Source organism: Streptomyces sp. NEAU-W12 (genome assembly GCF_026242095.1).
GTDB lineage: Bacteria > Actinomycetota > Actinomycetes > Streptomycetales > Streptomycetaceae > Streptomyces.
In genome coordinates this window covers 66,571-87,647 of the sequence record NZ_JAPJDM010000027.1, presented here as the reverse complement: position 1 = coordinate 87,647, position 21,077 = coordinate 66,571, and the positions used below count along the sequence as shown (strand labels likewise).

At 75.0% G+C, this 21,077-nt stretch carries 15 protein-coding genes; 2 read left to right on the top strand and 13 right to left on the bottom strand.

Annotated elements, in window-relative coordinates:
* Window positions 1-195: 195 nt before the first annotated feature.
* The 5 genes from ORI94_RS28870 to ORI94_RS28850 all read right to left on the bottom strand — a co-directional run bounded on the left by ORI94_RS28870 (window position 196) and on the right by ORI94_RS28850 (window position 6,078).
* Window positions 196-978, bottom strand: coding sequence for a 2,3-dihydro-2,3-dihydroxybenzoate dehydrogenase (locus ORI94_RS28870; protein WP_266081117.1), 783 nt, complete (start codon window positions 976-978; stop codon window positions 196-198).
* A 56-nt stretch (window positions 979-1,034) separates the two neighbouring features.
* Window positions 1,035-2,204, bottom strand: coding sequence for a 3-deoxy-7-phosphoheptulonate synthase (locus ORI94_RS28865; protein ID WP_266081115.1), 1,170 nt, complete (start codon window positions 2,202-2,204; stop codon window positions 1,035-1,037).
* Window positions 2,205-2,317: 113 nt separating this feature from the next.
* Window positions 2,318-3,952: a carboxylesterase/lipase family protein gene (locus ORI94_RS28860; protein WP_266081113.1), complete on the bottom strand. Its 1,635-nt coding sequence runs from the start codon at window positions 3,950-3,952 to the stop codon at window positions 2,318-2,320.
* A 205-nt stretch (window positions 3,953-4,157) separates the two neighbouring features.
* Window positions 4,158-5,378, bottom strand: coding sequence for a transposase (locus tag ORI94_RS28855; RefSeq protein ID WP_266081111.1), 1,221 nt, complete (start codon window positions 5,376-5,378; stop codon window positions 4,158-4,160).
* Between the two features lie 508 nt (window positions 5,379-5,886).
* A complete protein-coding gene (locus tag ORI94_RS28850) occupies window positions 5,887-6,078 on the bottom strand; it encodes a hypothetical protein (RefSeq protein ID WP_266081109.1) in 192 nt (63 codons plus the stop codon).
* A gap of 1,093 nt (window positions 6,079-7,171) precedes the next feature.
* Here ORI94_RS28850 and ORI94_RS28845 point away from each other — a divergent pair.
* Together ORI94_RS28845 and ORI94_RS28840 are read left to right on the top strand one after the other, a co-directional pair.
* A complete protein-coding gene (locus ORI94_RS28845) occupies window positions 7,172-7,624 on the top strand; it encodes a MarR family transcriptional regulator (RefSeq protein ID WP_266081107.1) in 453 nt (150 codons plus the stop codon).
* Window positions 7,621-7,932 carry a replication initiation protein, RepL2 gene (locus ORI94_RS28840; RefSeq protein ID WP_266081105.1) on the top strand — a complete coding sequence of 104 codons (312 nt, stop codon included), beginning with the start codon at window positions 7,621-7,623 and terminating at the stop codon, window positions 7,930-7,932. Before ORI94_RS28845 ends, ORI94_RS28840 begins: the two co-directional genes overlap by 4 nt.
* A gap of 213 nt (window positions 7,933-8,145) precedes the next feature.
* Here ORI94_RS28840 and ORI94_RS28835 read toward each other — a convergent pair whose 3' ends face one another.
* The 8 genes from ORI94_RS28835 to ORI94_RS28800 all read right to left on the bottom strand — a co-directional run bounded on the left by ORI94_RS28835 (window position 8,146) and on the right by ORI94_RS28800 (window position 20,791).
* A complete protein-coding gene (locus ORI94_RS28835) occupies window positions 8,146-11,832 on the bottom strand; it encodes an AMP-binding protein (RefSeq protein ID WP_266081103.1) in 3,687 nt (1,228 codons plus the stop codon).
* Window positions 11,829-12,767: a helix-turn-helix domain-containing protein gene (locus ORI94_RS28830; RefSeq protein ID WP_266081101.1), complete on the bottom strand. Its 939-nt coding sequence runs from the start codon at window positions 12,765-12,767 to the stop codon at window positions 11,829-11,831. The genes ORI94_RS28835 and ORI94_RS28830 overlap by 4 nt, the downstream gene beginning before the upstream one ends.
* Before the next feature lie 893 nt (window positions 12,768-13,660).
* A complete protein-coding gene (locus tag ORI94_RS28825) occupies window positions 13,661-14,608 on the bottom strand; it encodes a transaldolase family protein (protein ID WP_266081099.1) in 948 nt (315 codons plus the stop codon).
* Window positions 14,605-15,870, bottom strand: coding sequence for a transposase (locus ORI94_RS28820; RefSeq protein WP_266081097.1), 1,266 nt, complete (start codon window positions 15,868-15,870; stop codon window positions 14,605-14,607). The genes ORI94_RS28825 and ORI94_RS28820 overlap by 4 nt, the downstream gene beginning before the upstream one ends.
* On the bottom strand, window positions 15,867-16,967 hold the full coding sequence (locus ORI94_RS28815; RefSeq protein ID WP_266081095.1) for a 3-dehydroquinate synthase family protein: 1,101 nt from the start codon (window positions 16,965-16,967) through the stop codon (window positions 15,867-15,869). Before ORI94_RS28815 ends, ORI94_RS28820 begins: the two co-directional genes overlap by 4 nt.
* A gap of 8 nt (window positions 16,968-16,975) precedes the next feature.
* Window positions 16,976-18,163 (bottom strand): chorismate synthase, encoded by a 1,188-nt coding sequence (aroC, locus tag ORI94_RS28810; protein WP_266081094.1) that lies wholly within the window; start codon window positions 18,161-18,163, stop codon window positions 16,976-16,978.
* Between the two features lie 199 nt (window positions 18,164-18,362).
* Window positions 18,363-19,205, bottom strand: coding sequence for a class II aldolase/adducin family protein (locus ORI94_RS28805; protein ID WP_266081092.1), 843 nt, complete (start codon window positions 19,203-19,205; stop codon window positions 18,363-18,365).
* A gap of 47 nt (window positions 19,206-19,252) precedes the next feature.
* Window positions 19,253-20,791, bottom strand: a complete 1,539-nt coding sequence (locus ORI94_RS28800; RefSeq protein WP_266081090.1) for an FAD/NAD(P)-binding protein — start codon at window positions 20,789-20,791, stop codon at window positions 19,253-19,255.
* Between the last annotated feature and the right edge of the window lie 286 nt (window positions 20,792-21,077).

Below are 21,077 nucleotides of genomic sequence, written 5' to 3'. Positions count from 1 at the left end.
TCGGTGTCCTTTCTCGTCGGTGCGGACCGCGTCCCGAAAGGGGGCGCGGGGGGCTGCGCGGCCGGTGCGGGCCCGCGGTCCACCGGACCGCGTTCCTTCTCCGGCCGCGCTCGGCCGGGCGCCGGGGAGGCCGTTCGGATCGGGCCGGCCCGGGGCGCCGGGGCCCGCGGCCCCGGCGGGATCCGAACGGCACCCTCAGCAGCCCAGGGCGGCCCCGCCGTCGACGGTCAGGGTGTGCAGGGTGATGTGGGAGGCCTGGTCGGAGAGGAGGAAGGCCACGGCGTGCGCGACATCGGCGGGCCGGGCGAGCTTGCCCAGCGGGATGCCGACCCGGTACGCCTCCGGGTTCCCGGCGATGGTGGCGTGCGGACCGGACGCGTCCTGCCACATCGAGCTGAGCATCGGGGTGTCGGTGGAGCCGGGCGCGACGATGTTGCAGCGGATGCCGTGCCGGGCCACTTCCAGACCGAGGCTCTTGGTGAACATTTCCGCGGCCGCCTTGGAGGCCGCGTACGCCGCCATCCCCGAGCGGGGCGTCACGGCCGCGTTGGACGCGACGGTGACGACGGCTCCGCGGCCGCGTGACACCATGCGGCCCACCACGGAGCGCGACAGATGGAAGACGCCGGTGGTGTTGACGGCGAAGGTGCTGTTCCAGTCGTCGTCGCTGAAGGTGCTCACCTCGCCGAGGCGCAGCACGCCGGCGGCGTTGACGAGGTAGTCGACGGGGCCGAGGCGCTGTTCGATCTCGCCGACGACGGTCTCCACCGCGGCGCTGTCGGTGACGTCCGCGGCGAAGGACGACACCGGCAGCCCGTCCGCGCCCATCTTCTCGGCCACCTCGTCGAGCTGCTCGGCGTCGCGGTCCACCGCGGCCACCGCGACGCCCCGTTCACCCAGGACACGGGCCACGGCCGTGCCGATGCCGCCGGCGGCGCCGGTGACCAGGGCCAGTCTGCTTTCGCTGGTGCTGTGCATGTCGTGCCTTCCTCCTTCACGTGCCGTGCGGGCGGGGACTGCCACGTCCGGGCGGCTCATATGTGCCAGGCGGACACCACGGAGATGGCCTGGCCGGCGTTGAGCCGCGGGTCGCAGAAGGTCTCGTAGGCGTCGCCGACCCTGTCGGCCTCCCGCGCGTCGGCCACGCACTCCAGGACGGCGTCGGGGGTCGCCTCCAGGTGCAGGCCGCCGGCGGTGCCGCCGTGGCGCACGACCGCCTGGTGGAACGCGACGACCTCGCGCTCGGCCGCCTCCACGTACCGGGTCTTGAATCCGCCGGGGGTGGTCACGGTGTTGGCGTGCAGCGGGTCGGACAGCCAGATCACCGGGTGGCCGGCCTCGCGCACCGCCTCGACCAGCGGGGGCAGTGCGTCGGCGACGGTGTCGGCGCCCATGCGTGCGATGAGGGTGAGCCGTCCCGCCTCGCGCCGCGGGTCCAGCAGCCGGCACAGCTCCAGCACCTCGTCCGTGGTGGTGCGCGGACCCACCTTGCAGGCCACGGGGTTGGTCACACCGGCCAGCAGGGCGACGTGCGCGCCGTCCGGCTGCCGGGTGCGTTCCCCGATCCACGGCCAGTGCGTGGAGGCCAGCAGCGTCCCGTCGTCCTCGTGCCGCAGCAGCGGGACCTCGTAGTCGAGCAGCAGGGCCTCGTGGCTGGTCCACATCGCGGGGTCGATGCGGTCCGGCCCGGACGGCCGGTTCCAGCCGAGGTGGCGCATGATGTCGTCGGCAGCCATGTAACCGGTCAGCAGGCGCAGCGGATCGGGGCGGCGGCCCTCGGGCGTGGGATCGGGGTCGTTGACCATGTGGCCGCGGTAGACCGGCAGTTCGAGACCGCCGACCTGTTCGGTGGACTGCGAGCGCGGCTTGGTGAACTGTCCCGCGATGCGGCCCACGCGGATCACCGGCTTGCCGGCGACCAGACGGAGCGCACCGGCCAGCAGGTCGAGCAGGGCCGCCTTGCGGGCGACGTGCCGGGCGGAGCTTTCGTTGGGGTCCTCCGCGCAGTCCCCGGCCTGCACGACCAGGGCCTCGCCGGCCGCGACCCGGGCGAGCTGGCGGCGCAGGGTGCGCACGTCGTCGCCGCGCACCAGCGGGGGTCTGCTCGAGAGGTCGGACCGGACCCGGCGCACCTGGGCCGGATCGGCGTAGGCCGGTTGCTGAGGGGCGAACTTGAGTTCGATATCAACGAGCGAGTGGTCCACGAATGTCTCCAGACGCAAAGAGTGGTCAGTGCGGCCACGGATACGGGCGCGCGTGGATGGTGGGGAAACCGGCCCGGAAGCGGGCCGGTCCATGCGCCGTGCGTGACGGCGGGTCAGAGGCGGGGCTCCCAGCCGACGGTGTCCCAGAAGCCGAGCTGGGCGAGCTTCGGGGTGCGGGCGACCTCGGCGATGTTGGGTCCGCCGAGGACGAGCGTGCTGGGTGCGCCGGGGGCGAACGCCGGCCAGCCGGCCGTGTTCGGGGTGTGCGGGGCGGACGTACGGGCGAAGGCGGCCACGGCGTCGACGAAGATGTCGGACAGCAGCCGCTCGACGGGCCCGTCGCCGAAGACCGGGGCGTACTGCGGCAGCCGGTGGGTGCCGAACAGGAACGGCGAGGTCGCCTCGTGCGGGGTGCCGAAGTGGGGCGGCAGCGCGGGGTGGGCGAACTCCATCGCGTACAGGGGGGTGGCGCCGGACCGGGCGTGGCGCTCGGCGAACCGGACGACCTGGTGCCGGAAGAACGCGTCCCCCAGGATCTCGGTCCACAGGGACAGCGGGTCGGCCGGCAGGCCGGCGTCCCGGGCCGCGGCCCGGTAGGCGGCGGCGCAGGCGGCCGCGAGGTCGTCACCGGCGCCCGGCCGGCCCAGGTCCAGCACGTCGCGTACCACCCGCGTCAACTCGGCGTCGTCGCGCGGGGCGGGCACGGGCTGAGGGGAGCCGGGGCCGGTGTAGAAGGAGCCCTCGGTGCTGGTGTGGACCGACAGCACGGGCACGTCGGGCGTCGGCAGCCGGTGGTCGTACGCGGGCATGGTGCGGCCGTCCACGACCGGGCCGCGGTACCAGCGTCCGCTGCCGACGATCCGGTCCTCGGGCCGCGGGGCGAAGATCTCCTCCCAGGCCCCGGCGAGCGCGGCGGCCGGCACGGTGCGCAACCCGGCGACGGTGCTGCCCAGCCGGCGGGCGACGGCCTCGTAGGCGGTACGGGAGTCCCGCGGCGTCAGGGCGGTGGCGGGCGGTGTGACATGGCTGGGACTGATCGACACGATGCGCCGGATCAGGCCGCGCAGGCCGGGAAGCAGCGCGAGCTGCCAGGCCGCGGCGCCGCCCGCCGAGGTGCCGCACACGGTGATGTTGCCGGGGTCCCCGCCGAAGGCGGCGGCGTTGGCGTGCACCCAGCGCAGCAGCGCCTGCTGGTCCTGCAGCCCCCAGTTGGCGCAGTGCCCGGTCTCCGGGTCGGCGAGGTCCTCGTGCAGACCGAACCCGAGGACGCCGAGGCGGTAGTTGAAGGTGACGACGACCAGATCGCCACGGTGGGCGAGGCGGCTTCCGTCGTACACGGGCAGGCCGGCGGCCCCGGCCTGCCAGCCGCCGCCGTGGATGTAGACCAGGACCGGCCGGCTGCCGCCGGGGCCGGGCGTCCAGACGTTGGCGTACAGCGAGTCCTCGCTGCCGGGCGGAACCGGCCGGTTGGGGACGGCGCTCTGGAAGGAGGCGTCGGCGAAGCGCACGGCCTCGCGCACCCCGGACCAGGGCACCGGGGGCCGGGGGGAGGCGAAGCGCAGGGCGCCCACCGGCGGGGCGGCGTACGGGACGCCGCGGAAGACGGCGACGCGGCCGGAGCGTTCACCGGCCACCGGCCCGCTCGCCGTGCGCACCACGACCCTGTTCCCGGTCGCGGCGCGGGACGGGTCCGTGACGACGGCGGACACGCCCGCACGCCTGCCTGCGACCTGCGGCTGGCTGGCCATGGTGAACTCCTCGGACACTTGGTCGGATCGGTCCGCCGATCGTGTGCCGCCGCTTCGGGGGTCGCCAAAGACCGACCTGGCAATCCGTCAGCTGCCCCGCAGAGTCCGTCAGCTCACCGGCCGGACCGGCCGGTGAGCTGACGCAACGGGCGATGGGTTTCGGACAGACCCTCTTCCTGTCCGTACACTGCGCCGCTCGTCGTGCTCACGCGGGCACGCGGGTCACCTCCGCCGGCTGCTCGGCCGTGCCGGACAGCACCGCGACGGCGTGGGCGGCGGAGGCGAGGGTGGCGTGGCGGTGCCAGCCGCTGAAGGAACGGCCGGAGAAGTCCTTGATGCCCACCCGCTCGGCGATCCCGGCGAAGTCCCGCTCCACGCACCGGGTCGCCCGGGTCAGCCGCAGCAGCTGGGCGGGGTGCAGGTCGGTGATGTCGGTCAGCCACAGCTCGCCCGGCCAGCGCCCGCCGTTCTCGCCGACTCCGAGGAGCACCAGGTCCCTGCTCCGGGAGGGGCGGCGGGAGGGCCGCTGGGGCAGCCGCACCCTGACGGCCGCGGTCAGGCCCGCGTGCACACCGCCCCCGTCCGGCCCGCGCTGGATGACCGGCTGGCGCAGCGGGCGGGCCACCAGCATCAACTGGTGCGCCGTCATCTCCGTCTCGGTCGCCGTACGGGGCAGGCCCGGGTCGATCGCGGTCAGCCGCAGGTTGGCGCCGACCCGCAGCAGCATCGGGGCGCCCCCGGCCTGGAGCCGGCCCACGACGCCCGGGACGTCGGCCTCGCGGGCGTCCATGACGGCCGGGCGGGCCGGCAGCCCCCAGTCCCGGACGATGCCGAAGTAGGCCTCCACGCAGCACTGGTCCATGGTCTCGGGCGAGGCGCTCTCCGGGATCGACGCCTGCCGGCGCCGGGTGGCGTCGTCCAGCCAGGCGTCGGGCAGGTGCAGCCGCCAGTTGACGGGGGTGCTGTGCTCCTCCGACACCGCCCATACACCGACGGCCTGCTGCGCGTTCATCATCTGGCCGCGGCCGGGGTCGAAGCGGCGGTCCACACCGACCGAGTTGTCGCCGGCCTTGGGTATCACCATCGGCCGCAGCACGTAGGCGCGGGTGGGCAGGACCTCCTCCAGGTGGCGGGCGAGGGCGCGGCGGACGGGGCTCCAGTCCCAGGTGGAGCCGCTGATGAAGTGGTGCAGGCTCTGTTCCGCCGCCTCCCCGCCGAACAGGGAGGAGATGTTCCGTATCGACTTGCGGCCCTCGACACCGAGCAGGCCCTGTACGTACTCCGTGCCCCGGCGCCGCTGGTCGCTGCGCGGCAGGGACTCGAAGAGCACCGTGCTCAGTTCCTCCAGCACACCCTCGGGAGAGGTTCCCCGTGCCGGGGGGAACAGCTCGCCCTGCATGGTGCGCCTGTGCAGCCTGGTCTGCATTCCGTCCCACCTCGCCACTCGTTCCCGACTGCGTGCTCAGGCAGCCTCGGACGGGGCGCCCAAGGGGGGACCAAGGCGCGGCAAACGTGCAGGTCAGGGGATGTCTCGAGGGTACGTGGAAGCGGGCCGGCGCGGCAGCGCGGTGCGCGGACGGGACAGACCCGGTGCGCGGTTGCGGCAGGCGGGGAGGCGGGCGGCGGCTCCATCGGCGTACGGAGACGGCGTCGGTGCGTCCGCTCGCCGCGGTGGGGACGATCGCGGCCCGCCGCAGTGGGCGGGCTCCTCCCCGGAAGCCGTGTGTCCCGCCGCGACGGCCACCGGACCGGGCGGCGTTGTCCGCGCAGCCGTCCAAAGGGGCCGCGGGACGCCGGCGTGCACCGTGTCAGGCCCGCTCCCGGGGACGGCCGCCGGCCGGCCGCCGGGGTGCTGCGGGAACTCGGCGAGTACGTCCTGCTCCCCTTCCCCGCGCACGGGGCGGGCGGGCGGGTACCGGGCGAGGGGCACCGCCTCAGGCTCCGCCGTGCGACGGCTGCGGTGCGCCGCAGCGGCGGCAGACGGCCGCGTGGCGTGCCGCGTACTCCTCGTCCGGGCACCGGCCCGCGGGCCGGGCGGACCCGCACGGCGGGTCGAGGTCGATCTCCACCCCCGCGGGCACCATCAACCAGCGGGCCGGTGCCCTCCCGTGCTCTTCGTGCCGCATGCCGCCTCCTCACCTGGACCGTGCCGTACCGGCGCCTCCGGAGGGAACCGCCACGGCCAAAGTGGACCCGTCCGGTCCAGGCGGGGTGAAGCCCCGGCCAATGACCTGGCCCGGCGGAACGTGCACCGGCGGGGCGGGCCCTTCCCGGCGTGCACGCCGGGGCCTCCTCGTGAGAGACGCAGGGGGCAGGAGCGGGGCCTGCGGCTGCGGGACGCTGCTGCTCGTGCTCCCGGTGGGGGCCGTCGGGTGGCGGCAGGGCGGTGCCGTGAGCGCAGCGCGGCATGTGCGTGGGCCGATATGTGCCTGGGCCGGCACGCGGCGGCCCGGAAGGCAGCGGGGCTGTGCAGCAGGCCGGATGCGGCTCTCCGCGCCCAGGGGTCGGTACACCCTCGGCCCCTGGGGGGCCTCCGGCGCACCGACGGGGCCCGCGGGCAACCGGGCGGCTGCGGCTCGACGGGTGTGGTTTCGAGACGGCGTGGCCGGGGCCGGTGGGGGCTGACGGAGGCACACGTGGCGGGTGCTTCGTCGGCTGCCGTTGCGTCGTGGCGTGCTTTCGCAGCCTGGGGACGGAGGAGGGGGCGGGGCATTTTGCCGAACAGTGGGAGGGGGTACGGATGTGAACGCCCGGCGGGGAGGCGCTGGGCGACGCGGGGCGCGACCGCCTTGCGGGGCACGGTGTGCGCGGGGAACCGCCGAAGCGACAGCCTGTCCCACTGCTAGAGAGGGCGCAGCCGCGGGAACCACCCTGACCTGCAAGAAGGCCCTTTTCCATCCGGATCTGACGATCTGGCACCCAGTTCCCAGCACCGTGCACCCGGTTCCTGGGGTCGGGGCACTCGGTTCCTGGAACCCTGGTGCCGATGTCCTGAGAACCGTGACCACGGTTGCAGGAACCGACCAGATTGACGTGAGGTTCATGAGCAGGGGCTGTGTCCGGGCGGAGTGGCCGGGGTGGTGGCCCGGCGTCAGGTCGGGCGACATGCCCTGGAAGCAGAGTTCATGAACTTCTTGCTCATGTACGTTAGGTTCATCTGGTCGGCCTGAGGGCCGCTGCTCATACACGTTGAGGCAATGCCCAGCCACGGAGGGCCCGTTGGGAGCAGTACGCAGACTCGTCGACGCGGACACGGGCGAGTCCATCCCCTATGCGCCCTATGCCTTCTCCGGCGAGCACATCCAGGTCGACAAGACGAGAGTCGCGGCGATCACCGAGAGCAGGGAATTCACCCCGAGCCAGAAGTACCTGGTGCTGTGGTGGATCGGAGTCTCTCCCCAGGGCATGGCACCGCTGAGGGCGACCGGCGCGGACATCGCCAAGAAGGTCGGGATGACCGCCGACGCCGTCGGCAGGATCAACCGGAAACTGCTCAAGCGGCGCATTCTGATCGAGCGCGGGCGGATCGGTAACTACAGGCTCTACCGGATCAGCCCGTACATTGCCTTTCACGGGACCGGTATCGAGCAACGGGAAGCGATCAAGACGTGCAACCCGCCAGACATCCCCGGCTTTGACAACACGTCCCCTTCGTGGTGGGAAGCACAATGAACAACGACGACAAGCGCAAGCTCCTGGACGTCCTCCACCGCACGGCCGGCATGACCGCCAACCAGCGCCTGGTCGTCATGCTCTACGCGATGCACCCCACCGACCGCGCCGGCGCCGTCGTCGAGACCGGTGCCAACCTCGCCAGGCTCGTCGGCATGTCCCCGACCGTCTTCTCCCGCACCCGGCGCCAGGTCGTGCAGACCGGATGGCTCGAGGAGTCCGAGCGGCTCGCGCACATCAGCTACTACCGGCTCAGCGCGAAGTGCACAGGCGAGGACGTCGTCGTCCCGCTGCGCCGCGCCACCTGAACGGTTCCGGGAAACCCGACTCATGTACGTGAGGTCAATGAGCAACGATCCCCGGATCGCCCTCATCGACCTGACGTACATGACGGTCGCCCGTCCTTGGACACGGACGGGCGACCGGAGGCCCCGGTGGGCCCCGGACCGGGCCACGGGCGGGGGACCGTGCCGCCGGACCGGGGCGACGGGCGGGACCGGTGTGTGCCGCTCGTGGGTTGGTCAGCCGGTGGAGGTCAGCACCCCGGCCACGGAGCGGCCGCCGAGTCCGCGGTCGGCGCCCGGCAGGACGTGGAGCTCCGCGTCGTCGGGGGAGGGCAGGGACAGCCGGATCAGGTCCGGCACCCGGAGGGTGAGGACGGACGGGTCGGGCTGGTCCACCCGCACCACCACGTGGTGGTCGAGCAGCCGGCCCAACAGGGACTGCACGGCCCAGGTGTCGCCGGCCAGCAGTCGCCCCGCCTCGTCCATGTCGAAGGAGGCCGCTCCGGCCGATGCCAGCAGGGCCAGCGCCCGGCGCAGCGACGCGGGCAGCCGGGCGACGGCAGCCGACGCCCGGGCCAGCACGTCACAGGCCTCGTCGTGCAGTTCCGCCGCCAGGTGGCCGTCGTGCACCAGCCCGAGGGCCAGGTCGGGAAGCGTCCACATCGGGCGGGCCGCGAACTTCTCGCCCACGGCGCGCAGGGTGAGGGGGTAGTTGCCCATCAGTTCCGTCACCTCGACCAGGGCGTCCGGCCCGCCGGTGAGGCGCTCGGGCCCGGCGACGCCCGCGAAGAAGCCGGCCGCGTCCGGGGCCGACAGCGGCCCCAGCAGCAGCGGCCGGGCACCGGGCAGGCCGGGCAGCCGGACCCGGGAGGTCACCAGAGCCAGGCTCGCGCCGTCGGCCGGCAGCAGCGGCAGCACCTGGTCGGTGCCGGCGGCGTCGTCCAGCAGCACCAGCAGGGACCGTCCGGCGCTGAACGCCCGGAACATCCCGGCGAGTTCGTCGGTGTCCTCGGGCAGCTCCGCCGGGCCCGCACCGCAGTCCCGCAGCAGCCCGCGCAGCACGGAGGCCGCCGTACGCGGGCGGTCGTCGCCGCCGTGCAGCCGGGCGTGCAGCACCCCGTCGGGGAAGTCCCCGGCCAGCCGGTGCGCCCCGTGCACGGCGAGCGCGGTCTTGCCCACTCCGACCGGGCCCAGCACCACCACGACCCGCGGGCCCGCGCCGTGCGCCCCCGGTGGTGTGCCGTCCCCGCCCTCGCCCACCAGCGCGGTCAGTTCGGCCAGCTCCCGGGCGCGGCCGGTGAAGTCCGGTGTGTCCAGGGGCAGCCGGCCGTGGGCGGGCCGTGCGGGCTCGGTGGCGGCGGGGGCGGGGGCGGCATCCGCCGTCCGGGCGAGGGGCGGCGCCGTGACGGGCACGGTCTCCGGCCGGGGGAGCGCCTCGTTCAGTACGTCCTGCTGGAGCCGCTGGAGTCGCTCGCCCGGTTCGATGCCCAGTTCGTCGACGAGCCGGCGGCGCAGCCGCGCGAAGGCCTCGAGGGCGGTGGCACGCTGTCCCGACCGGTGCGCGGCGAGCATCAGCTGCGCGACGAACTCCTCGTTGAGCGGGTGGTCCGCGGTGAGTTGCCGTAGTTCCCCCACCAGACCGCGGTGGCGGCCGAGCTGCAGATCGGCGGTGATGCGCAGCTCCAGCGCGCCGAGCCGGGAGTCGGCGATCTGCGCGATCTGCGCGCCGAGCAGCAGTCCCGTTTCCAGCCCGGCGAACGGCTCGCCGCGCCACAGCGCGAGCGCCTGGCGCAGCAGCGTCGCGGCGGTGCGGGGATCGCCCTCACCCAGCGCGGTGCGGGCACGCGCGACCCCGTGCTCGAACTCCCACAGGTCCAGTTCCCCCGGCCGGAGGTCGATCCGGTATCCGTTGGGGCCGGTCCGTACGCGCTCGCCCGGGTCCTCCGGGCAGCGCAGCGCCTTGCGCATCTGGTAGACGTACGTCTGTACGGTCTTGCGGGCCAGGCGCGGCGGTTCGGACTCCCACAGCTCTTCGATCAGGGCCGAGGTGGACACCAGTCGGTTGGCGTTGAGCAGCAGCATCGCCAGGGCGCGCCGTGCCATCGGCGCGGTGGGTGTGCGGTCTTCCCCTTGTGAGCGGATGTCCAGAGGGCCGAGCACCCCGATCCGCAGCGCACCGCCGTCCGCGGCGGTGCGTGCCGTGTCTGTCATGACGTCCTCTTCCTTTCCTGCCCGCGCTGCGGGTTCCTCGCTCGCGACGGCAGTGGGGTGCCGGTCCGTGGGTGTGTGGCCGGTCCGGCCGTGCCGTGCCTCGTACCACTGCCGTATCCGGGATCTGCGGAGCTTGCCGATGCCGGTCCTGGGGACGTCCTGGGGGTCCACCGGCACCACACGGGCCACGGACAGTCCGAGACGGTCGGTGACCCGGGCACGGACGGCGGCTTCCGCCTCGTCCGGCGCGGTGCCCGGACGCGGGTGGTAGAAGACGGCGAGCTCGTCGCCGGCGGCGCCGGTGACCGGGCAGGCCACGGTGTGGGACGGGGTGACGAAGTCCAGCTCCTCCACCGCGGCCTCGATCTCGTGGCTGTGACAGCGCACGCCGCCGTACTCGATCAGGTCGCCGGCGCGGCCGGTGACGGTGAGGACGCCGTCCCTGACGAACGCGAGGTCCCCGGTGCGGAACCAGCCGTCCGCGGTGAAGGAGCGGCGGGTGTGCTCGGCGTCGTCGAGGTAGCCGCCGGTGACCGAGGGGCCGCTCACCTGGAGGTGACCCACGGTTTCGACGGGAACCGGTGCGCCGCGGTCGTCGACGCAGCGCACGGCGGTGCCCGGGTGGGGCCGTCCGGCGGGCACGTAGCGATCGTCCCCGGTGTCCACGTCGGACAGCCTGCAGTCGACGACGCCCGCCGCCGTCTCGGACATCCCCCAGCCGGGGAACATCGCGTCCCCGGGCAGGCGGAAGGGGGCGAGCAGTTCCATGAAGCGCCGGACCACGGAGGGGTGCACGGCCTCACCGCCGTTCATGAGGTAGCGCAGGCAGCTCAGGTCCCAGGTCCGGCCGGCGAGCCGGTGCGCCTGGTCGTTGACGAGCGAGAAGGCGAAGTTGGGCGCCCAGGTGGTGCAGGCCCGGTGCCGGTCGACCAGGGTGAGCCAGCGCAGCGGGTCGGCGAGGACCCAGTCCCGCCGGGCGTGCACCTGGTGGGCGCCGAGGCAGACGTCCCGCACGTGGAACAGCAGCAGGCCGCCGGCGTGGTCCAGCGGCATCCAGTTGACGGTGCGGAGGGCGTCGCCGAGTCCGTTGGCGCGGGCCGTGGCGGCGCTGCGGCTGAGGATGTTGCGGTGGGTGAGCATCACGGCCCTGGGCGCGCCGGTGGAGCCCGAGGTGAGCAGCAGGGCCGCGAGGTCGTCGGGGCGGGCCGGGTGCCGGTGGTGGTCGGGGGCGGCGGCGCGCAGGTGGTGCGGGTGGCCGAGCCAGGCCCTGGCCCAGCCGGGGTGCGCCCGGGTGACCGCGAGGACCCGCTGGCCTCGGCCGGTGACGACACGGGGGCGGCCGTGGCGGTTCCACACCGCGTGCAGCAGGCCGGGCGCGGCGTCGCGGTGGGCGCCGGTGCCGACGAGCAGCGGGACGAATCCGCCCAGCACGCACGCCCAGAACACGGCCAGCAGCTCGGGTTCGTCGGCGATGTGCAGGACGACCCGTTCCCCGGGGCGGACCCCGGCCTCCCGCATCCCGCCGAGTGTCCGGGCCGCCTCCCGGAGGAGACGCGCGTAGCTCCAGTGGGTCTCGCCGCCGTCGGCGCCGACGAAGCACACGCCCCGGGAGGCGGAGGTGAGCGCGGCCCGCACGAGCGCGTTGCCGAGCGTGGCGCACTGCGGCCGCGGGGCGGGCCCGCCGTCGAGCAGGGAGAGGCCGGCCGCGGTCATGAACCGCCCCGCTCTCTGCGGTACTCGCGGGGGGTGATGCCGTAGCGGTCGCGGAAGAGCCGGCTGAAGTGGGACGCCCCGTACAGTCCGGCCCGCTCCCCGATGAGCGCGACGGGCAGGTGGTCCAGGGAGGCGTCGGCGAGTTCGCTGCGGCAGCGGGACAGCCGTTCGTCGCGGATCCAGCGGGCGGGGCTGATCCCGTGCTCCTGGAAGATCTTCTGCAGGTAGCGCAGTGAGATGTTGTGCTCGCGGGCGATCGTCACCGGACTCAGACCGGGATGGGCCAGCCGCTCGCGCACGTAGGTCTGGATGTTCAGCATCAGCGTCTGCCGGGCGATCAGCGGATCCTCGGCGACCTCGCGCATGCGCTCCGCGAAGAGCGCCGCGGTCAGCCCCACGACGCTGCCGCCCAACAGGTCGACCGCGGTCTCCACCTCCCTGCCGTGCCGTCCGAGTCCGTCGAGCAGGGAGGACAACAGGGCGGCGAGTCCCTCGGCGCCGGACCACGGCCGGGCCGTCAGGGGCTCGGCATCGTGGGCGGTCAGACCCACCAGACGGTGCGTCACCATGATGTCGACCAGGCGGAAGTTCTCCGGCATGACCACCTTGTAGGGGCGGGTGCTGTCGAAGCAGACGAGGTTCGGGGCACGTACGATCCCGTGCCGGCCGTCCTGGAACACCCAGACCGTGCCGGTCAGCGGCCGCACGACGCGCAGGCAGCCCGCCGTGCGCGTGTCGATCTGCCGGGCCGGCCGGATCAGTTCCCCCGGGCTGTCGCCCTTGACCAGTGCCACCCGCACCCCGCCGAACTGGTGGGTCCGCACGGTCCCGTCGATCGGCTCGTCGTGCCCCCTGACGATCTGCACCCCGTTGCGGCCGACGGGAAGGGGTCCGGCCAAGGCGTGCGTCGGCTTCAACTCGTCGATGCGTGGCACCGCATCAGCCTCCATCCGTGCGTACGGGACGGAACCGGCCACCCCCGTGGGTGCGCCGTCACCTCACGCTCAGAGAAACATACCCGCATGCTGGTATCGTAGCAATATCGGAGGGTTCGATGACCCGCAAGCCGACACACGTTCGATCGATCCGGGCCACGGCAGGGGGACGAGAACCGGACGGCACGGCCCCGCACCGGCCCGTACGCCCCGCGCCCGAGGTCCGCCCCGCCCCGGCCGGACCCGACTCGACGAGGACACCCAGCCCCTCGTGGACGCGATCACCGAAGGCGGGATGCGGATCCCGCCGGTGACGGTGCGGTCCGAACGGGGCCGCTGGTTCGCGGTCCTGCAGACCGGGGAACGCCACACCATCGCCCCTGCCACCCGGCACGGCACGGCGGTCGGGATCGACCTCGGCGTGCAGACCCTCCTCGTCACGGCGGCCTCGGCCGGCGCAGTCCGCGAAGCCGCGGACCCGGAGCACTACGACCGGGCCCTCACACGGCTTGGGAAGGCGTCCCGGACCGTTTCCCGCCGCCGCGTCCCGGACCGGACCGGCGCACCGGACAGGCCCCGTCCCGCCGCCGGGAGAAAGCCGACGCGGTCCGCCACCGGGCGCACCACCGGGTGGCGCCCCTGCGGGAGAACCATCTCCACCAGGCCACCGTGCGTGTCCCCGCCGAGTACGGCACCGTCGTGGCCGAGGACCCCAACGGCAAAGGCATGGCCCGCCACCGGCGTCCGTCCCACCGTGTCTCCGACGCGGCGTCAGGGGAACTGCGGCGCCGGCTCACGCACAGGACCCGGCGCCACGGTGGACGTCTGACCGTCGCCGACCGCTGGACGCCCTCCCGCAGGCGTCGACGCCCGGGAGCGGTGCAGCCCTCCCCTCACCCGTTCGGGTGGGTGGAGGGCCGGTGGCGGAGTTCGTCCGCCGCTCCGAGCAGGGCGGTCTCGACGAGGTGTGCCGTCCGGCGTTGCCGGCGGGCGGAGCGGGCCAGGTCGGCCGCCTCCGCGGCGGCGGTCAGCCCGCGGTAGCAGAGGCCGTACGCGGGCAGCGCGTCGAGGGTCCGCCAGGCGCTCGCGTCGTCGTGGCCGTGCGCCCCGGGCGGTGTGTCGGACATCAGCCGGTGCGGGCGGGCGCCCTGCCCGGCGAGCGCGCGCCAGCGCCGCGAGTCGTGGACCTCCTCGCGCATCCGGCGCGCCAGGTGGACGGTGGCGGCCGCCAGGCCCGCCGGCCGGGCCGGGGCCGCTCCCGGCTCGTCCAGGCCCGCGGTCGTGAGGGAGACGGCCGACGGGACGGCGGCCGGGGCGAGGCCGGAGGCCGCGGCGCGCTCCAGCCCGGTCAGGACGGCGTCGACGAGGCGGGCGTACCGCTCCAGGGAGGCGACGGACACGGCGTGCACCCCGATGCCCTCGGACAGGCACGCGGTGATCGCCTCCAGTCCCGGGTCGGTGGCCGGGACGCGGATCATCAGGTTGGGCCGGCCGACGGCTTCGTGCAGGACGCGCGCACCCGCCTCGGTGGCGCCGGAGGAGTGGGCCAGGGCGGTGGGGACGGCGGCGCAGACGTGGCCGTCGGCGCGGCCGGAGGCCTCGTGGCGGGGCCGCAGCCGGTCGGCGGCCCGGCGCGCGCCGTGGACGACCAGTTCGGCCAGCGCCTCGGCGACCGGGCGTCCCCGCCGGGCCAGCGCGCGCAGGTGGGCGTCGTACCCGGGGTACGCCACCGCCGCGCCGTCCGTGCCGTGGGCGCCGTGGGTGTGCAGCAGCCCGTCGAGCGGACGGTCGGCCGTCGCGTCGTCCCGGGCGGCGGACGCGGTGAGCAGCGCTGCGGTCACAGTGCCTCCTTGGGGCGCGGCCGGCGGCCGGCGGGGGACGTCGGCCGCCGGGGGCCGCCGCGGTCCCGGGACAGGAGCAGCAGGGCGGCGGCGTGGGCGGTCGAGGCGAGCGTGATGTGGCGGTGCCAGCCGGCGAAGGTGCGGCCCTCGAAGTCGTACAGGCCGGTGCGGCGGCCGGGGCCGGCCGCGTCCCGGGCGACCTGCTCGGACGTGGCGGCCAGCTGCACCAGGGCACTGGTGGGCCAGGCGGTCAGGTCCGTGAGCCAAAAGGCGGTGTGCAGCGGGCTGAGCAGGTCCCTCTGCGCCAGCAGCAGGTGCCGGCGCTGCGGTCCGGGCGGGGTGTCGGCCGTCCGGCACGGCACCCGGGCGACCTCGTGGTGGCCCGCCCAGGGGCCGGGTGCACGCACCCGGCTGAAGCGCCGCGGAGCCAGGCCGCCCGCCAGCTGCCGGGCGGTGGCCACACGGCCGGTGCCGCGGCCGTCGGCGGTGAGGGGGGACAGCAGCTGAGAGGGGCTGATGCGCAGGACGTAGGGGAAGTCCTCGGCGCCGAGCAGGGCGGCGACCCGGCCGGCCGAGGCCTGCCGGGCGTCCAGGAGGACCGGGCGGTGGGGCGCCCCCGCGGTACGGGCGGAGTCCAGGACCATCTCGAGGCCGGCCTCGAGGGGGTCCAGGGCGACCGTGCCGGCGGGGATGCCGGCCTGCTCGCGCAGGCGGGCGTCGCCCAGCCAGCGGGGGCTGAGCCGCAGGTGCCAGTCGACCGGGTAGCCGCCCCACTCGGAGGCGGCCCACAGCCCGACGGCCCGCTGCGCGGTGCGGGACCGTCCTGTGTGCGGGTCGGCGACGTGCTCGGCCCCCACCCCGCCGCGTCCGGTACGGGGCATGGTCGCGGTGCGCACGACCCAGGCGCGGGGCGGTGCGAGAGCGCCCATGTGGCGGGCGAGCGCGGCGCGCACCGGGCCCCAGCACCAGGTCGAGTCGCTGATGAAGTGGTGCAGCCGCTGGGCGTCGGCCGGCACCCCGGTGTGCGAGGCGATGTTGCGGATGGTCTTGCGCCCGCTCGCCGCGAGCAGCCCTCGGATGTACAGCTCGCCGCTGCGCCGCTGGTCGCGTCGGGCGAGGGAGTGCAGGACCCCGTGGGAGAGGCCGGCGAGCACCTCGGTTTCGGGGCCGGTGCCCGCGGCCGCCCCGGGACGGGCGTGGGGGAGGCCGCCCGGACCGGCGCCGGCGCCGGTGTCCCGCAGGGCGGCCGCGGGCCCGTTCACGTGCCGACCCGGGCGTAGGCGGCGTCCAGCAGCCCGGCCGCGGGATCCTCCAGCAGACCGGGGCGGCCCGGCGCGTCCAGGACGACGCACCTGAGCCGGGTCCCGTGGGCCGTGCCGTCGGCGGCGAACGCGGTGCGCAGCCGCTCCCAGGCGTAGCGCGGGTAGGACGTCGGCAGCCCCAGCGACTCCAGCAGGGCCCGGTGCCGCGCCACGTGCTCGGCGTCCAGCCGCCCTGCCTCGCGGGCGAGTTCGGCGGCGAACACCATGCCGATGGACACGGCGCGGCCGTGCCCGACGCGGTAGTTCTCCGCGTGCTCGACGGCGTGGGCGAGCGTGTGGCCGTAGTCGAGGAACGCCCACGGGCCCTCGGCCGGCGCAGCGCCCGCGACCACGGCGGCCTTCGCGCGCATCGCGCCCTCGATCAGCTCCCGGGCCCGCTCGTCCCCCGGGTCGGCGGCCGCCCGCGGGTCGTCCTCGATCAGGTCGAGAAGGGCGGGATCGCCGATCAGGCCCGCCTTGACGACCTCGGCGAGACCGTCGGTGAAGTCGGCGCGCGGCAGCCGGGCCAGCAGGTCCAGGTCGCACACCACGCCGGCCGGCCGGTGGCGGACACCGACCAGGTTCTTGCCCTGCGGGATGTTGAGGGCGGCGCGCCCGCCGACCGCGGCGTCGACCATGGCCGCCGGTGTGGTGGGGGCCAGGACCAGGCCGATGCCGTTCTGCCAGGTGGCGGCGAGGACACCGGCGAGGTCGGCGGTGGCGCCGCCGCCGAGGGCGACCACGGCGTCGGAACCGGTGAAGCCGGACTCGGCGAGCTGCGTCCACAGGTAGACGAGGACACCGGCGTCCTTGGCTCCCTCGCCGGGCGGCACCACCAGCGGCAGCACCTGGCGGCCGTGGCGCTCGAGGTCACCGGCGATCCGGTGGGAGGCCGCGGCCAGCTTCGGCGGGTGGACGAGCGCCACGCGCCGTACGTCCTGCCCGAGCATGCGCCCGACCTGCTCGTGCAGGCCGCTGCCGACGACGACGGGATACGGCGAGGGGCCGGCCGAGAGCAGGGTGGTGGACGTGGGGGAGGACTGGATCGGAAGGGTCACGTTCTGCCTCATTCGACGGCCAGGTGGGTGAGATAGGCACGGTGGTTGCGGGCGGTCTCCGGCACGCTGTCGCCGCCGAACTTCTCCAGGGCGGCATCGGCGATCACCAGGGCGGTCACGGCCTGGGCGACCACGGCGGCCGCCGGCACGGCGCACACGTCGGAACGCTGGTGGTGCGCCACGACGGCCTCGCCGGTGGCGGTGTCGACGGTGGCCAGGGCCCGCGGCACGGTGGCGATCGGCTTCATCGCGGCGCGCACCCGCAGCAGTTCGCCCGTCGAGATGCCGCCCTCGACACCGCCGGAGCGGCCACTGGCGCGGCGTACGCCGCCGTCGGCGCCGGGGACGATCTCGTCGTGCGCCTGCGAGCCCGGTACGGCGGCGAGCGCGAAACCCGCCCCGAACTCGACGCCCTTGATCGCCTGGATGCCCATGAGGGCGCCGGCCAGGCGTGCGTCCAGCCGGCGGTCCCAGTGCACGTGCGAGCCCAGACCCGGCGGCAGCCCCCGGACCAGCACCTCGACGACACCGCCGAGGGTGTCACCGGCGCGGTGCGCCCGGTCGACCTCGGCGACCATGGCCGCCGACGCCGTGGCGTCGAAGCAGCGCACGGGGTCGGCGTCGAGCCCGTCGGCGTCCTCGGGGCCGGGCAGCGCGGCCGACACGGAGCGCTGTCCGCCGAGCGCCACGACATGGCTGACCAGCCCGATCCCGTACGCCTGCCGCAGGAAGGCCTCGGCGACACTGCCCAACGCGACCCGGGCGGCTGTCTCGCGGGCGCTGGCCCGCTCGAGGACCGGCCGGGCGTCGTCGAACCCGTACTTCTGCATGCCGGCCAGGTCGGCGTGGCCGGGGCGGGGGCGGGTGAGGGGGGCGTTGCGCGCCTGGCCGGCCAGCTCCGCGGCGGGGACCGGGTCGGCGGCCATCACGGTCTCCCACTTCGGCCACTCGCTGTTGCCGACGCGGACGGCGAGCGGGCTGCCGAGGGTACGGCCGTGCCGCACCCCGCCGACGAAGTCCACCTCGTCGCGTTCGAACTTCATGCGCGCGCCGCGCCCGTGTCCCAGGCGGCGACGGGCGAGGGCGTCGGCGACCTCGTGGGTGGAGGTCCGCACACCGGCCGGCAGTCCCTCGAGCACGGCGGTCAGGGCCGGCCCGTGCGACTCGCCGGCGGTGAGCCATCGCAAAGCAGACAATGCACTTCCTTCGGTGGGGTGCGGAGCGCCGGAGCCGGCGCGGGAGGACGGGGGCGGTCCCCGCCGCGCGGACGCCGCGGGGACCGAACGGACGGGTGGGGTCGCCGAGCCGGTGTGCGCGGTGCGGGCGGCGCGTTGCGCGGGCGCCGGCCGCACGGGCCGGGCCGCGGCATGGCGCCGGCGCGGCTTGCCGCGCCGGCTACTCCTCGAGCAGGTCGGGCTGCTCGGCGACGATCTCGTCCCACAGCAGCTGGAAGCTGAACCGGCCCAGCTGCTCGTCCCCGAAGCCCTCGCGGGCGGCCAGGGCCTGTTCGTGGGTGAGGGCCTGGGGGGTGCCGGCGGCCCGGGCGAGCAGCTGCACCTGGGCGCAGCCGTCGTAGGTGAGGAACCAGTGCACGGCCTCGTCCAGGGAGCCGCCCACCGTGATCAGTCCGTGGTGGCGCAGCAGGACGGCCCGGTTGCCGTCGAGGCTCTCGGCGATGGCGCGGCCCTGGGCCACCGAGACGGAGGGGCCCTGGTAGTCGCCGTAGAGCGCCTGACGGCCGTAGAACGCGGCCGACTCCTGGTCGACGGGTTCCAGGAGCAGGCCCAGCGCGCCCAGAGCCCGGGAGTGCGGGGTGTGGCCGTGGGCGGCGGCGGTGGCACCCGGGTGCAGTGCGTGGATCTGCGAGTGGATCACGAAGGCGCTGGGGTTGACCGGGTGACGGCCGCTGACGACGTGACCGGTGGAGTCGACACAGATCAGGTCGGCGACCCGCACCTGGTTGAACGAGACGCCGAAGGGGTTGACCCAGAAGCGGTCCTGGTGCTCGGGGTCGCGCACGGAGACGTGGCCGGAGACGCCTTCGCCGAACCCGTACTTGCCGAACAGTCTCAGCGCGGCCGCGAGCCGCTGCTTGCGGTGGCGGCGGGCCTCCTCGTACGTGGCGAAGTACGGCTCACCGGGAAGCGGCAGCCCGGTGGCGGTGTCGGCCAGGTGGGCGGGGCGGGGCCCGGTGGCGGCCGGGTGGGCGGGGCGGGACTCGGTGGCGGTCGTGCTCATGTGCGGGTGGGTCCTTCCTGGAGGGCGGTGGCCCGGCCCGGCAGCCGTCAGGCGGCGACCGGTTCGGCCTCGCCGCGGGCGGCCTGCACGGTGGCGGAGTGCTCGAGGATCGCGGCGACGATGTCCTGGCTGCGGTCGACGAGGGAGGGGATGCCGAAGGTGAAGAACAGGGCTCCGGCGGCGATGTTGCCGAGGCCGTACAGACGCGGGTCGGGACGGCCGTTGCTGGTGAGCCGGCTGGTGGCGCGGGCCAGCTGGAGCCCGCCGTGCGGGTGGCGGCTGGCCGCGCGGGCCCGGATCAGCGAGGTGACCAGGGACAGCGCGCCGGCGGGGACGCGTCCCTCGGCGGCGTTGACGGCGCTGATCACCCGGTCGGCGCGGAAGGCGGTGCCGTCGGCCGCGAGCACGTCGAAGCCGCCCTCCTCGGAGGGGGCGACGTCGAGCAGGCCGGAGAACATCTCCAGCTGCCCCGCCTCGACCAGTTCGAGCAGGACGGCGGCGCTGCCCGGCGGCATCGGACAGCACAGGCTCATGATGGTGCGGTAGTGGGCGCGCAGGATCTGGATCTTCTCCGCCTCGCGCAGCATCGGCCATACGTCGGGCCCGGTCTCCGGCACGGCGCGCTGCAGGATGCGCAGGCCCATCCGGGGCGAGTCGACCTCGTCGATCTGCCGTCGCAACCGGTCGACCGGGTCCTCCAGGTCGACGCGGATGATCTCGTGGATGACGGCGTCCAGGTCGGCCCCCGCGTCGCGGAACTCCGCCCGCATCACCGCGGCGACGTCCTCGAGGGCCAGCTCGCGCCGGCCCCTGGCCGTGCCGTGCAACCGGTCCGGCGTCAGGTGGCGCAGCTCCACGTGGACGGGCCGCTGCCGCACACCCGGCAGCACACCGCGCCGCGACAGCAGGCTGACCGGGCCCTGGTGGCCCCGGGAGACCAGCGACAGCACGATGTCGACGGCCGTCAGACCGCTGCCGATGACGGCGACGTGCTCGTCCTCGCCGATGTCTTCCAGCGTGCCGGAGACCGGGTAGGGGTCGCCGACGAAGCCGGGGGTGCCGCCGAGACCGTAGACGTCCTTGGGGCTGTCCCCGCCGACGGACAGCACGACGTAGTCGAAGGCGCGGGAGGCGCCCGCACCGGTGCGCAGCACCACCTGGTCGGGCAGCCGTGCGGCAGAGGTGACGGCCTCGCCGATGATGTCCACGCGCCAGCCCCTGCGCCGCAGTTCGCCCAGGGCCGCGTACGCGGACTCCTCCAGGTAGGCGCCGTAGACCGGGCGGGGCGCGAACCGGGCCCCCGACATCCGGTCGACGCCCTGGCGGACACCGGTGACGCGGTCGCGGGTCTCCAGCCAGCGTTCGAAGTGGCCGGGGTCGCCGGCGCGTACGGACATGTCGTCGGGGGGCGCGTTCACGCGCAGCGTCTCGGTGTCCACCTGGTAGGCCCGGCCGCGCCACAGGTGGGGCGACGGCTCGAACACGGTGATACCGCCCGGGCCGCCGTCGCTGCGGGCCAGGGCGTCGATCAGGCAGACGGTAGCCGCGCCGCCGCCGACGACGCCGATCGAGATTCCAGAGGACATGTGTCAGTCACCTATCGGTATGCGAAGGGCCCGGGGCGAGGGGGCCGGGGACCCGGCGCCGGGCGGACGCGGGGCACCACGGCCCGCCGCCCCGGTGCCACGAACGGCCACCGCCGTGCCTGACCAGGGGTGTTGCGGGCGCGGCGCCCGCGGGGTGTTCCCGTGGAGGTCGTGCCCGCGAGGGCTCGAAGCGGTGGGGCCCGCCCTGCGGGAGGACCGGCGGGGGGTGGGCGTCGCCGCGCGGGTCGCCCGGGGCGGCGACGGCGCCCGCCGTCCGCTCCGCTGC